The organism is Bifidobacterium aquikefiri, assembly GCF_002259795.1.
Taxonomy (GTDB): domain Bacteria; phylum Actinomycetota; class Actinomycetes; order Actinomycetales; family Bifidobacteriaceae; genus Bombiscardovia; species Bombiscardovia aquikefiri.
In genome coordinates this window covers 36,350-50,020 of the sequence record NZ_MWXA01000006.1, presented here as the reverse complement: position 1 = coordinate 50,020, position 13,671 = coordinate 36,350, and the positions used below count along the sequence as shown (strand labels likewise).

The following is a 13,671-nucleotide window of genomic DNA, read 5'->3' as shown; positions in this document are numbered from 1 at the left end:
CGACCCAATGTCGATGCCCGCCATCCCCACCTCCCTTGTCACTCCGACCGAATCCACAGCCCTCGTCGCCCCGACCCATTGTCATCTCGAGCGAGCGCAGCGAGTCGAGAGATCTCACCCTTGCGAGCATCAACAGCCAAGATCCCTCGACTCGCTACGCTCGCTCGGAATGACAATGGTGTTGTCGTTCATACCACCGACTCGCTGCGCTCGCTCGGGATGACGATGGTGTTGTCGTTCATACGGCCGACTCTGACGATGGTACATATAGCTTTGACGAGTCCATACCACCGACTCGCTGCGCTCGCTCGGGATGACGGGAGAGGAGCATGACATCGAATGGAACGAATTACACGCCAGCACGCCAGCGAAGACTAAAACCCACACCTCTGTGCCTATAACCCCTGTTCGCACATATAGCCCTACCCTTAGAGTCATGGTTATGAGTGAATTCAAAGAACATTCAGACGATACGCCTAACTCCAGTGTTCAGGGCAGTTCAGATCTTGAGCGAGCAGCCGATTCCCTTGGAGAAAGCGTTGGCGATGATCAGATTGAGAAGAATCCGGAACAGGCCAAACTTTCCTTTGACATGGTTACGACGGATCCGCTGACCGTCAGGCCTCGCAAAGCAAGTATCGCAATGTGTGCAGGCTTGGGCATTGCGATGCTGTTGCTCGGTGCCGTCTTGTGGCTGTTTGCTGTGCGGACGGTAACAGGCCAGGAATACGACGACATGGTATGGAGCTACTTCTCAGCTGCTCTGCCAACATGGTTCATCGCTGTGCTCAAGATTTTCGTTCACACCTATATCGATGTTGCCATCGTTGCAGTATTCGCTCTGATTGCGATTGCAGTCGTTATCGTGCGAAGACGCTGGGCGCTCCTGATTCAGCTCGCAGTCTTTGGAGTCGTCAGCTTCGCCGTTGCTGCAACCGTCAAGCGTGTATTGCCTAGGCCGTTCCTTGTGAATGTAGCATCGTATACATCGAATTCTGCGCCATCGGGACACACCCTGATGGCGGCGGCCGGTGCGGTGGTTCTTGTATGCGCAGTTCCGCGCGTATGGCGTGCCGTTGCGGCCTTTGTCGGTTGGGCATTCACTCTGATGGTGGCGCTCTCTGTGGTTGAGGCACAGTGGCATCGTCCCTCTGATCCACTTATGTCGCTGCTGATCATAGCCGGTCTGGCATGCATCATGCTTGCTTTCACCCGAAGCAGTGGTATGGATGAGCCAGGAACGCGAATGTCTTCGGCAAGCGTTCAAATCGTTGCAACGGTGATGATCACAGCTGGCATTGTTGCTGTTCTCTATGGTGCATACGTGTATTGGCAGATTGAGCCAGGTCTCGATCTGGGTGCTCAATGGGCGCGCTCCGGTGCATGTACCGCTGCGTTTGCGCTTATGCTGGGAGTATCGTTAGTGACTTTCGGAATGGTCGCGGCACTCCGGCAGCTCACGGCATCCCCGCTGAGCAAGCTGGGTCTGATAGGCGCGCCACCAGAGCCTCCGAAGCCAGCGGAAGAGCGCGATAATTGAACGTTGGTTATGCTCGACACAGCCAAATGCAAGGGCCTGTTGCCTGATGTGTTTCCCTTATGAGTATGATTGCGTGCGTTGAACATGGTAAGGAGATCAAGATGGCAACCGGCAGAAAGCTCGTAATTGTTGAGTCGCCGACCAAGGCCAAGAAGATAGGTGGCTATCTTGGCGATGGTTACACCGTCATGGCGTCAGTGGGTCATATTCGTGATCTCGCCCAACCTTCTCAGGTCCCTTCGGCGCAGAAAAGTCATTTTGGCAAGTTCGGCGTCGATGTTGATGACGGTTTCAAACCCTATTACATCGTTGATGGCAACAAGAAGAAAACCGTCGCCGAGCTGAAAAGTGCCTTGAAATCCGCCGACGAGCTCTATCTCGCCACTGATGAGGATCGTGAGGGAGAGGCCATCGCCTGGCATCTTGTGCAGACATTGAAGCCCAAGGTTCCGGTAAAGCGCATGGTATTCCACGAGATTACACGCGATGCAATCCGTGCTTCGCTGAACAAGACGCGCAATGTTGACGACAACATGGTCGATGCGCAAGAGACGCGCCGCGTGCTCGATCGTCTCTATGGTTATGAGCTCTCTCCCGTGCTTTGGCGCAAGGTTGGACCAGGCCTGAGTGCAGGCCGTGTGCAGTCGGTGGCCACGCGATTGATAGTGGAGCGCGAGCGGGAGCGCATGAATTTCGTTCGCACTGCATATTGGGATATTGTTGCAACGCTTATTGCTGCCGACTCGCAGGAGACCTCATTCCCGGCACGTCTGGTCGAACTCGGCAATCGCCGTGTGGCTGGTTCCAAGGACTTCGATGATCAGGGCAAACCCACGCCGGCTTGTCAAAAAGACAATGCACTGCTTGTTGATGAGGCCTTGGCAAACAGACTGGCAGAAGAGCTTAAGCCTGCCGACTTTATTGTTACCGGTCTGGACACGAAGCCGTATCGTCGCCGCCCGCAACCGCCTTTCACAACTTCAACCCTGCAGCAGACTGCGGGCAATCGTCTTTCCATGAGTTCGAGATCTACGATGCGAGCAGCTCAGGGCCTTTACGAAAACGGCTACATCACCTATATGAGGACGGACTCGGTCACACTCTCCCAGGAAGCCATCGAAGCTGCCCGCGACGACGTTCGTGAGCGGTATGGCAAGGAATATCTTTCTGAACGGCCGAAGCAATACACCACCAAAACTGCTGGCGCACAGGAAGCCCACGAGTGCATCCGTCCCGCAGGGGCTCATTTCAAATCCCCCGATGAATTGGCATCGTTGGTTCCCCCTGATCAGTTGAAACTCTATACGTTGATCTGGCGCCGGACATTGGCCTCGCAGATGGCTGATGCCACTGGATCCACGGCAACCGTCCACATGCAGGCGGAGACGCACAGTCAGGGAAAGGCCCACTTCCAAGCATCTGGAACAGTCATCGACTTCCTTGGCTTCATGAAGGCGCTTGGAGAGGCAACCGGATCGCGTGCCCATGCCGGCAAGACGCATGAGTCACCTGAGGGTGATCGCCATCACGAGGAATCATCGAATGTGGCGCTGCCACAATTGGATCGCGGCGATGTGTTGAAGGCCAAGGATGTGTCTTCCGACGGTCATGAAACCCAGCCCCCTGCGCGCTATACCGAGGCCACCTTGGTCAAGACCCTGGAGGCTCGGGAGATTGGCCGCCCTTCAACCTATGCAAGCATCATCTCTACGATCATTGATCGAGGTTACGTCTATGAGCGTGGCCGTGCGCTGATTCCTTCATGGCTGGCGTTCTCGGTGATCAGGCTTCTGGAAAGCAATTTCCCACAGTATGTTGACTATCATTTCACCGCACAGATGGAAAATGGACTCGACATGATTGCCCATGGCAAGGAAAAGGGCAAGGACTGGCTCACTGATTTCTACTTTGGTGCAGGCGAACATTCGGCAAAGACAACCTCGCAGATTCATGAAGGGCTGCAAAAGCAGGTGGCACAGCTCGGAGATATCGATGCACGAGCGATCAACACCATTGCCATCGGCGATGGGCTGCAAGTGCGTGTCGGTCGCTATGGCCCCTATCTTGAAGATACGGTGAACACCGATGAAGAGGGCAATCCGAAACGAGCCTCGTTACCTGAAACGGTCGCTCCCGACGAGTTGACCATAGAAAAGGGACATGAGCTTATCGCAACGAATTCTGGAGGCCCACGCGAGCTTGGCGAGGATCCAGAGACTCATGGCAAGGTTGAGGTGCGCAAGGGAAGGTTTGGCCCATATGTTGCACTGACATTGCCAGAAGCTGTTGAAACGGAGCAGACATCCGGCTCAACCAGGAAGACCTCGGCAAAGGCCGCTTCCAAGACTGCGAGTAAGTCGACACGTTCAAAATCAACGAAGAAAGCTGCCGCATCCAAGCCGAAGATGGCTTCCTTGTTTAAAACCATGGATCCCGAGACGATTTCTCTCGATGATGCTTTGAGATTGCTGAGACTGCCTCGTACGGTGGGTGAAATCGAAGAAGCCGATGACAAGACCGGTGAGATTCACCAGTCGACAATTATGGCCAGCAATGGACGTTATGGCCCGTACCTCACCAAATCCCTGCCTGATGGCAAGAGCGACACGCGTTCGCTCGGCAGCGAAGACGAAATCTTTACCGTGGATCTTGACAAGGCGAAAGAGCTATTCGCACAGCCCAAGTACGGCAATCGCAGGCGCGGAGCTGCCAAGCCCCCGCTGCGTGAGCTTGGCCCAGATCCAGACAACGGCAAGGCCGTCACCATAAAGGATGGCTTCTACGGCGCTTATATCACCGATGGCGAGACGAACAGAACCTTGCCCAAGCAATATACGCCGGAATCAATTGAGCCAGCTCAGGCATTTGCACTGCTGGCTGAAAAGCGCGCTGCAGGTCCAAGCAAACGACGAAGCTCGAAGGCAAAGGGAACCCGCAGGAAGGCTCCCGCAAGGAAGACCACGGCCACAGCATCAGCCGCGAAGAAAACAACAGCAAGGAAAACTGCCACTCGACGAACGTCAACCGCATCGAAGAGTGCGGCAACCACAGCAAGGACTTCTGGCAGGGCAAGGAAATCTTCTGCCGAAGGTCAAGTGAAGGAAGCATGAACGGTCTTTTTATAACATTTGAAGGTGTTGATGGATCCGGTAAGACAACGCAGCTTCAAAGGCTTAATGCATATGTCATGTCACTTGGGCGCAATGCTCTGGTAACCAGAGAGCCGGGCGGAACGTCAGCTGGTTTGGTCATTCGTGAGCTGCTGCTGCATGGTATTTCGTCATTCCCATCGCTCGCGGTTCTGGGCGCATCGGATGTGGTGGAGCACGGTTCGGATCTGAACGACAAGGCAGAGGCACTGCTGTATGCAGCTGACAGGGCACAGCATGTGAACGAGGTCATTCGACCTGCACTCGATCGCGGCGATGTGGTGCTGTGCGATCGATATATCGATTCTTCACTTGCCTATCAGGCTGGTGGACGTGAGTTGCGTGATTCGAAGATTCTTGATATCAGTACGTGGGCAACCGATGGTCTGATGCCTCGACGCACCTATCTCATGGATATGGATCCGGCAGAATCGCACAAGCGTCTTGAACATCAGCTTGACCGCATCGAGGTGGAGGGCTCTGATTTTCAGAACCGCACCCGTGAACGCTTTCTCGAATTGGCGCAGGGCGATCCACAGCGTTATCTGATCATTGATGCCAATCAGTCGGTCGAAGCGATCTGGCAGATCGTTCATGACGATTTCGATGCACTCATCGCGCAGGATGGGTCCAGTGACGAACCTGCTGATTCTGGTTCAGCAGCCGAGGGTGAAAGTGCTGTTCTGGGAGAAATGAAGCAGGGAATGAAGAAGGTTTCGTCCAGCGATCCAGACAACGTGAGCATCGAGGTTGGTGAGTGAGCGTCTGGGATTCCATAGTCGGGCAACAGCCTACTGCGGAGATGCTGAGCACGTTGGCGGAACTTTCTGCGATTGCAAACCGTCATGCCGATGGTTCGATTGCCGATTCGACGTTGTCGAACGCGCCTCAGGATGCACAGGAGACTGAGCAGCACAACAGGCGCGAACAGAACGAACAACGTGTTCGACACGGTTTGGCTCAGTCGTGGCTGTTCTGTGGTCCTCCAGGCTCTGGACGCTCAAATCTCGCTCGTGCTTTCGCGGCTGCTCTGGAAAGTCCCGATCATGGTATGGGTGACAGGCCAAGCAACGTGACGCAGCAGATTCTGGCAGGGACACACCCTGATGTGACGGTTCTCTCGACCGACAAGGTCACGATAGGCATTGACGAGGTTCGAGGTCTTATCTCTCAGTCGGAGCAGATGCCGAGCACTGCACCGTGGCGCATCATCATCATTGAGGATGTCGACCGAATGCTGGAACGCACGACCAATGTGCTCCTCAAGGAGATAGAGGAGCCGGCTGAACATGCGATCTGGATTCTTTGCGCACCAAGCCCACAGGATGTGCTCCCGACGATTCGTTCGCGAACTCGGTTGGTAAATCTTGCCGTGCCATCGCAGGCAGCTGTTACGAAGTTCATTCTGGAACACACCGATGTTGATGAACATGTTGCATCGAGAGCATCTCGATTGGCAGAAGGCCACATCGGCATCGCTCGTCTCTACGCAACGAATGAGCGAGTCATGAGCGATAGGGACGAGCTGATCGTTGGCGTTCTCAATATGCAACGAACGTCCGATGCCGTGTTGCTGGCGCAGCGGCTTATCGATAGCGCGCAAGGACAGGCTCAGGAAGAGGTCGAATCTCAGGTTGATCGTGATGAACGCAATTTCCGTCGCATCAATGGCATTGATGAGGGTGAACGGCTGCCTGTCGAACTGAGAACGGCTTTTCACGCCATCGGCAAGAAGGAAGATGTTCGCAGACGCATCACACGCCGTTCTCGGGATGTTCTTGATCGAGCCTTGAACTCGGTTGCAAGCATCTACCGAGACATTGGTGTGCTGCAGAATGATGCGGAAGACTCGGCCGGACTGATCAATCTTGAAAACAGAACGGCAATAACCGAATTATCAATTCGCATTGACCGTAACCGAGCGGTCGCGTGCCTTGAGGCCATTGAGACCGCTCGACGCCGTCTTGGTTCGAATGGTGCCCCCCTGCTCGTATTTGAGGCATTGTTCTCAACATTGGTGCCGTGACGTTGAAGATGCCATCTGTGTGAATGTTCACTTTCAGGCTGCTTTCGTTGTCTGAGTGTGCTTGGTGAGCGATACTGGATGTATGAGAATACAAACGGACTTTTCCATCATTCCAGACAAATATGCGAAGCAAGCTCCTGAAGAGCTCAAGATTGATGGCACACCCATACTTTCCTTCCCATTTACCGTGACTGATCTGAGTAAGAACGCCCTCTACCTGCACTGGATCTTTGTCGATCCAGACTCGATTCCCGTATGTGGCTTCCAGTGGAATCATTGGGCTGCCGCGAATGTTCCAATTGCCGCTCTGGAATCCTCGACCGCTGGCAGCGTGTCTGTTCCGGAGGATTTTTCTCGTAAAGTCGAAATCATTGCACCCGAGGCCATGCAGGGTAAGAATTCAGAAGCCTCTGCGTTGCTTGGACACAAGAATCCAAAGATCACCACGGGATACGTTGGCCCGACACCCCCTGATGCCGATCATGACTATCATTTGATTGTCTGGGCAACCGCCGCGCCATTGAAGCGGCTATCGCAGGGTTTCTGGTTCAACGAGCTTGAGCGGGATATTCGTAATGCACAGGAGGCGCCGGAACGCGCCGACATCTTTTTGGTGGGCAAGGCATGATTGCCGCAATCCAGTGACGACAGTGTGTATTACAGTGTCGAACATCGAGCGGGCATGTGTCTGCCGCTGTAAAGCGCTGCTTGAGCTAGCAGCTGCAAGTTGAGAGAAAGGTTTTGCGCGCATGGGGTGCACAACAATTTTGGTCGGTAGGGATGCAAGCTATGACGGATCAACCATTATCGCCCGTAACGAGGATTCACCCAATGGTGAGTTTGATCCGAAGCGTTTTGTCGTCGTGCATCCAGAGGATCAGCCGAAGCACTATCGCAGTGTGCTGAGTCATGTGGCCATCGATTTGCCGCAGAATCCGATGCGATACACCTCCATGCCCAATGCAAATACCAATCAGGGTATCTGGGGCGAGGCAGGGGTAAATGAAGCCAATGTGGCGATGAGCGCCACAGAAACGCTCACCACCAACGAACGAGTTCTGGGTGCTGATCCATTCGTAGTGCTGAAGGCAGGTCAGGGCAAGCCCGATGACGTTGACTATCAGCCTGAAACCGTAGGTGGCATTGGTGAGGAGGATATGCTCACCATCGTACTGCCATATATCAAGACAGCACGTGAAGGTGTTGAACGCCTGGGTGCTCTGCTTGAGAAATACGGCACATATGAGATGAACGGCATTGCATTCGGCGATGACAGCGAAATCTGGTGGCTTGAAACGGTAGGCGGACATCACTGGATTGCAAAGCGAGTTCCTGATGCCGCCTATGTGACAATGCCAAATCAGCTGGGCATCGACGAATTCGATATCGACGATGCCTTCAGCGAGCAGAGTGAACACATGTGCTCTGCCGATCTTCGCGAATTCATCGAAGACAACCATCTCGATCTTTCCGTTGAATCAACCACGCCATTCAACCCGCGGGATGCTTTCGGATCACACTCGGATTCTGATCATGTCTATAACACTCCTCGCGCATGGTACATGCAACGATTCCTCAATCCCTACGACGAAATGTGGGATGGTCAGGATGCTGATCATCGACCGGATTCTGACGACATTCCATGGGCACGTCAGCCTGAGCGCAAGATCTCGATCGAGGATGTGAAATATGTGCTGAGCTCTCACTATCAAGGTACTCCGTTCGACCCATACGGTGCGCGGGGCGATGCTCATACCCGTGCTCTGTTCAGACCAATTGGCATCAATCGCAATGGCGAGCTTGCTGTGCTGCAGATTCGCCCCGATTGCCCACAAGGCTACCGCGCTTTGCAGTGGATCTCGTATGGTTCCAATGCCTTCAATGCGCTCATTCCCTTCTATGCAAACGTCGACCGTACGCCGGAATATCTAGAGCAGACACCCTTGCAGGTCAACACCGAAAGCTTCTATTGGGCGAACCGTGTGATTGCGGCACTCGCAGACGCTGCATATGCCGAGACCTCGTCGGATATTGAGCATTATCGCCAGGTCGTTGGGGCGATTGGGCATAAGCTTATTATCGAAACCGATAGGCAATGTGAACTGCTTGAGAACAACGAACAGCGGAATGATGTTTCGGATGTGAGCAGTCTGTTGGAAATTGCGAACGAAAGCATGTCATCCTATCTCAAGAATGAAACCGAGCAATTACTCACCAAAGTGCTCTATACCGCAAGCATGCGCATGAAAAATGGCTTCGGCATGTCTGATAACTAAGCGGAGTGTATAGGATTTCGAGTTTTGTTGCCTTTGTACAGTATAAAGTCGATTTTTGGCTTTCTGACTATGTGATTTCAAGGTTTTTACACGTTTATACTGTACAAAGGCAGCAAAATTCGAAATCTGGGTTCGAAAAGCTTGAGGAGAAGCTATGGTGATGCTCGATTCGGCAGTTTCTGCCGTGCTTTCGAACAAACGACGAGTGAATGCCTTGAAGGCGCTTGGGGTTATGACGTTGCAGGATGCCTTGACCTACTATCCCTTTCGCGTCACCGATCCCGTTCCGATACGCCACCTTCGTGATGCAAAGGTGGATCAGAGTATGGCATGTGGTGCGCAAGTCCGGGCAATACGAATCATGCCGATGGCTCAGCGTCGTGGACACCGTCTGGAAGTGATAGTCGAAGATAATGAGGATTCATCGACGGCTTCTTTGGTTTTCTTCTCATACAAGAAATATTTCGTCGATTGGATGAGTACTCGTCTCAAGGTCGGCAGCACGATAGTGTTGCAGGGAATCCCAAGCTTCTACAACGATAGGCTTCAATTCACGCATCCCGAGATTCAAGTGGTTGGAGAGGACTGCCCGGATCTGGAAACAGGTCTGTCAAGTGTGTCTCGACCGCGCCCCGTGTATCATGCCAATTCGAGAATATCGAGTCAGCATATTCATGACACAATCCTAGGAATTTTGCGTCTTCTCGCATCAGATGACGATGCAGCAGGAGTAAATCTGCAGCCCAAAGATATAGAAGACACCGTCGTGCCCATAATTCCGGCCACAAGACTCGCTGCGAAGATTCCTGATATTCTTCCAGAATCAATAATCCAAGATAATGGATTACTGCATCGTTCGCAGGCGTTCCTATCAATCCACGAACCCGATTCGGTCAAGGCATTCAAAGCCGCACTTTCAAGTCTGAGATTCGAAGAGGCATTTGTATCCCAGACTGCATTACTGAGAACAAAATCCGATGTGAAGATCACGCCGGCTCTTCCCTGCGATGGTCACAATGCGGATGTGCTGGTTCATGAGTTTCTTGCCTCGCTGCCTTTTGCATTAACGCAGGGACAGCGCGATGTCATGGCTGAAATTCGAGCAGACATGGCTCATGCCTACCCAATGCAGCGTCTCCTTCAGGGTGAGGTCGGATCTGGAAAGACCATAGTCTCTGTGGCGGCGATGTTGCGGGCAGTTGGTGCTGGCCAACAGGCGGTTTTGATTGCGCCGACCCAGATTCTTGCCGAACAGCACTTTCAAACCATCCAGCGCTTGCTCGGCCAGAAAGGTCACGAGGCAACAACACTCGATAACGATTCGCAGGCAATGTTGCCGCAAACATCCTCAGTTGCTGCTGACACCGCTACGGTTACAAAGCTGAGTTCGATTCCCGTTGTCCTGCTCACAGGAGGTATGCGTCTGGCGCAACGCAGAAAGGCGCTGGCAGCGGCATCGAGTGGAAATCCCTGCATCGTGATTGCCACGCATGCAGCATTTTCCAAGACATTCCAAGCCCCCAACCTCGGGCTTGTGGTGATAGACGAGCAGCATCGCTTCGGCGTGGAACAGCGCAACGCGCTGAGGAACAAATCCGAGCATGCACCGCATCTTCTGGTCATGACCGCAACACCAATTCCTCGCACGGCAGCCCTGACATGGTTTGGAGACCTTGATCTTTCGTGGCTTACAGAACTGCCTGGTGGAAGAAAGCCGATTCGCACTACGGTCATCGAAGAAGACAACGCTTCGATGATGGCAAAGATGTTTGTGCATATTCGTCAGCGGATTGATGCTGGGGAACGGGCATACATCGTGTGCCCGCGTATAGATGAAGAGGAAGAGGAACGATCAGAGCAGTCCGGGCGTGAGCTAGCAGCAACTTCTTCAGGTCCGTCCGCTCCAACGAAAGCCAGATATGCAAAGTCCGCAGGACAGCAGTCCAAGGCAGGAATCGACGAGTTGGAATTCGATGATTTCGAAGAATTCTCCGTACCGAATTCCAGCGACGACGAAGAGGCATCCGAGACCTTGCCTCCGTTGCATTCGGTTACGACGATTGCGGCAAGACTATCGGCACTGCCACAATTCGCTGGATTGAGCATTGCAACGCTCACTGGGCGCGATGACGATGAAACCAAAAATAGCATCATGCACGGCTTCTCTTCGGGTGAGTATCCCATAATCGTTGCCACAACCGTGGTTGAGGTGGGCATGGATGTGCCCGAAGCCACCTGCATCGTCGTGTTTGATGCAGATCGATTTGGTCTTTCGCAGCTGCATCAGCTTCGCGGCAGAGTCGGGCGTGGTGGCAAACAAAGCTGGGCATTCTTCATTTCGCGTGCGCAGCCTGACAGTATTGCCGCACAACGTCTTGCGGTCATTCGTGATTCCACTGACGGCGCTGAAATAGCTCAGGCTGATATGGAGCTGCGTGGGGCAGGCGATGTACTCGGTGATGCTCAATCAGGCGGTCAATCTTCGTTGAAGCTACTGCGTGTGATTACGGATGCAACGATCATTGCCAAGGCTCGAGACCAGGCTGAAGTATTGCTTGCATCGGATCCGCAACTGAAAAAAGAAGTTCAACTCGCCGGTGCCGTGCTTGATTTCATGCGTGGCAATGAGCGATTTCTCACCAGTACATGACATGGCAAGGGCCGTAGATCCGAAGATTTACGGCCCTACCTACTGCTCATAACTCGTGAACACAGCTACTTAGAAACCGCCCTGCTCGATTTTGCCAATATGCGATTCAAGACCTTCCTTTTCGAGGAAGTAAGACAGCGGCTTCAAATCCTCGGCTTCGTAGCGTTGCTTGAATCGCTCTATGTCTTCGTCCGAGCTCAACCGTGGATCAAGCTCGAGCAGTTCTGCGGGCAGAGGGCGTTCGTTGCTGATCTTTGCATCGATAACGACGACACGACCATTGGCAATATCGCGAATCGCAGCATCGAACACGTCTTCGAGCTGACTGATTTTCGTGACCGAATAGCCAACTGCGCCCATGGATTCGGCAAGCTTCTTGTAATCCGTATCCTGGAACTGAACGCCGAGGAAACCTTTGTTGGTGTCTTCCTGCTCATCCTTGATGAAGCCATATTGCTGGTTGGCAAACACGACATTGATGATTGGCAGTTTGTACTGGACCTGAGTGGCCAGATCCTGCATCACCATGTTGAATCCTCCATCACCGGCGAGATTCCAGACCTGACGACCGGGGAAGTCAAGCTTCGCGGCGATGGCACCAGGCAGTCCGATTCCCATAGTGGCAAAGAGGGCAGAGGTTCTCCACATCTGCTGCGGGTTCATATGAAGATGGCGGATGGAAGTTTGCGTCACATCGCCGACATCGATGGAATAGATGGCATCCTTCTCTGACACGCGGTTGATCTGGTTGTAGACCTGGTAGAGCTGCAGCTCACCCTCGGTCTTCGTCTCCAGACGGTGAACATACTCATTCCAGTTGACAACATTATCAAGATTTGCACGCCACCAACCGTTATCCGGCTTCTCGTCGACCTTCTCATAGATCGCCTTCAGCGCATCGCCCGCATCGCCCAGAATCGCGACATCCGTATAGTGGCGTTTTCCGAGCTTCGATGGATCAATGTCGATCTGAATGAACTTCTTGACATTCTTGAAGATCTTCGAAACCTCTGCGAAGGGGTAGTTGTTGCCCACGAACACGACCACATCGGCCTCTGGGAAGACCTCGACAGACGGCTTGGTCGAAACTCGGTTCGGGCTGCCGAGCAGCGCCTCGAAATCGGAGGGGAAGTTGTCCCAGCTGATGCCGGTATTGGCAAGTGGAGCCTTGATCTTACGGCATAGATCGATGACAATCTTGCTCTTGCCACGGGTACCGATTCCGGCAAAGATGACAGGACGTTCCGCCTCGTTCAGAATGTTCACGGCGAGGGCGATGTCTTCGGGGTCAAGCGTGGGGTTCGGATACCGACGATGCGCATGTGCCGCAGAATACCAAGCATCCGTGTCAATGTTTACCCACCCGAGGTTGACAGGAATCTGCACGACCGCGACGCCATTTTTGGCGTATGCCTGACGAATTGCCTCATCGACGACATGGGGAAGCTGATCGGCAGTCATCACGGTTCGGTTGTAAATGGCAACGTCAGCGAAGATGGGGTTTTCATTGATTTCCTGGAAGGTGTCCCAATTCATGCCGGCAGTGCCGAACTGACCGACCAGAGCCAGAACTGGAACATGATCCTCACGGGCATCATAGAGTCCATTCATCAAATGTGTGCCGCCGGGCCCTGCAGAACCGAAGCAGACGCCGATCTCGCCGGTCATCTTGGCGTGCATGGCTGCCGCCATCGCCCCAACCTCTTCGTGGCGAACCTGAATATAATCAATGTTCTGTTTCTCTTCGTACAGGGCATCCATCAGAGAGTTGATGGAACCACCAGGAATGCCATAGATATGCTTGACACCCCAAGATTCAAGTAATTTCACGACTGCGACACCAGCTTTGATCGTTCCAACTTCGTGCCTGTTGGCAACTTTGGTATCGAAACCGAATTGGATGACATTCTTGGCCATTTTCGCTCCTTTGCGTAGTTATAGTCACTGACCTGAGTCATCATCAACACAGGTCTTCAATATTGATTATTCCGAAGGCGCCCCAGCCCCTTCGCATTGGAAAATCAACCATA

8 protein-coding genes are annotated in these 13,671 nt (G+C 53.3%); 7 read left to right on the top strand and 1 reads right to left on the bottom strand.

The features are described from left to right. Positions 1 to 442 precede the first annotated feature (442 nt). The 7 genes from BAQU_RS07155 to BAQU_RS07125 all read left to right on the top strand — a co-directional run bounded on the left by BAQU_RS07155 (position 443) and on the right by BAQU_RS07125 (position 11,641). Positions 443 to 1,540 (top strand): phosphatase PAP2 family protein, encoded by a 1,098-nt coding sequence (locus BAQU_RS07155; protein ID WP_158215669.1) that lies wholly within the window; start codon positions 443 to 445, stop codon positions 1,538 to 1,540. A gap of 101 nt (positions 1,541 to 1,641) precedes the next feature. Further along, positions 1,642 to 4,650: a type I DNA topoisomerase gene (gene topA / locus BAQU_RS07150; protein WP_094694295.1), complete on the top strand. Its 3,009-nt coding sequence runs from the start codon at positions 1,642 to 1,644 to the stop codon at positions 4,648 to 4,650. After that, positions 4,647 to 5,450, top strand: coding sequence for a dTMP kinase (gene tmk / locus BAQU_RS07145; protein ID WP_094694192.1), 804 nt, complete (start codon positions 4,647 to 4,649; stop codon positions 5,448 to 5,450). Before topA ends, tmk begins: the two co-directional genes overlap by 4 nt. Continuing rightward, positions 5,447 to 6,715 carry a DNA polymerase III subunit delta' gene (locus BAQU_RS07140; RefSeq protein ID WP_244568480.1) on the top strand — a complete coding sequence of 423 codons (1,269 nt, stop codon included), beginning with the start codon at positions 5,447 to 5,449 and terminating at the stop codon, positions 6,713 to 6,715. The genes tmk and BAQU_RS07140 overlap by 4 nt, the downstream gene beginning before the upstream one ends. 82 nt (positions 6,716 to 6,797) lie before the next feature. After that, complete coding sequence (locus BAQU_RS07135) at positions 6,798 to 7,343, top strand: YbhB/YbcL family Raf kinase inhibitor-like protein (protein ID WP_094694189.1); 546 nt, start codon at positions 6,798 to 6,800, stop codon at positions 7,341 to 7,343. A 121-nt stretch (positions 7,344 to 7,464) separates the two neighbouring features. Next, positions 7,465 to 8,991, top strand: coding sequence for a C69 family dipeptidase (locus tag BAQU_RS07130; RefSeq protein ID WP_094694187.1), 1,527 nt, complete (start codon positions 7,465 to 7,467; stop codon positions 8,989 to 8,991). A 154-nt stretch (positions 8,992 to 9,145) separates the two neighbouring features. Continuing rightward, positions 9,146 to 11,641 carry an ATP-dependent DNA helicase RecG gene (locus BAQU_RS07125; protein ID WP_244568479.1) on the top strand — a complete coding sequence of 832 codons (2,496 nt, stop codon included), beginning with the start codon at positions 9,146 to 9,148 and terminating at the stop codon, positions 11,639 to 11,641. A gap of 69 nt (positions 11,642 to 11,710) precedes the next feature. Here BAQU_RS07125 and spxB read toward each other — a convergent pair whose 3' ends face one another. Beyond that, the gene (gene spxB, locus BAQU_RS07120; protein ID WP_094694185.1) at positions 11,711 to 13,558 is read right to left on the bottom strand and encodes a pyruvate oxidase; all 1,848 of its coding nucleotides are present in this window, start codon (positions 13,556 to 13,558) and stop codon (positions 11,711 to 11,713) included. Positions 13,559 to 13,671 lie beyond the last annotated feature (113 nt).

Coding starts and splice junctions, on each gene's coding strand:
- BAQU_RS07155 (WP_158215669.1), top strand. CDS start 443: ATGAGTGAATTCAAAGAACATTCAGACGATACGCCTAACTCCAGTGTT.
- topA (WP_094694295.1), top strand. CDS start 1,642: ATGGCAACCGGCAGAAAGCTCGTAATTGTTGAGTCGCCGACCAAGGCC.
- tmk (WP_094694192.1), top strand. CDS start 4,647: ATGAACGGTCTTTTTATAACATTTGAAGGTGTTGATGGATCCGGTAAG.
- BAQU_RS07135 (WP_094694189.1), top strand. CDS start 6,798: ATGAGAATACAAACGGACTTTTCCATCATTCCAGACAAATATGCGAAG.
- BAQU_RS07130 (WP_094694187.1), top strand. CDS start 7,465: ATGGGGTGCACAACAATTTTGGTCGGTAGGGATGCAAGCTATGACGGA.
- BAQU_RS07125 (WP_244568479.1), top strand. CDS start 9,146: ATGGTGATGCTCGATTCGGCAGTTTCTGCCGTGCTTTCGAACAAACGA.
- spxB (WP_094694185.1), bottom strand. CDS start 13,558: ATGGCCAAGAATGTCATCCAATTCGGTTTCGATACCAAAGTTGCCAAC.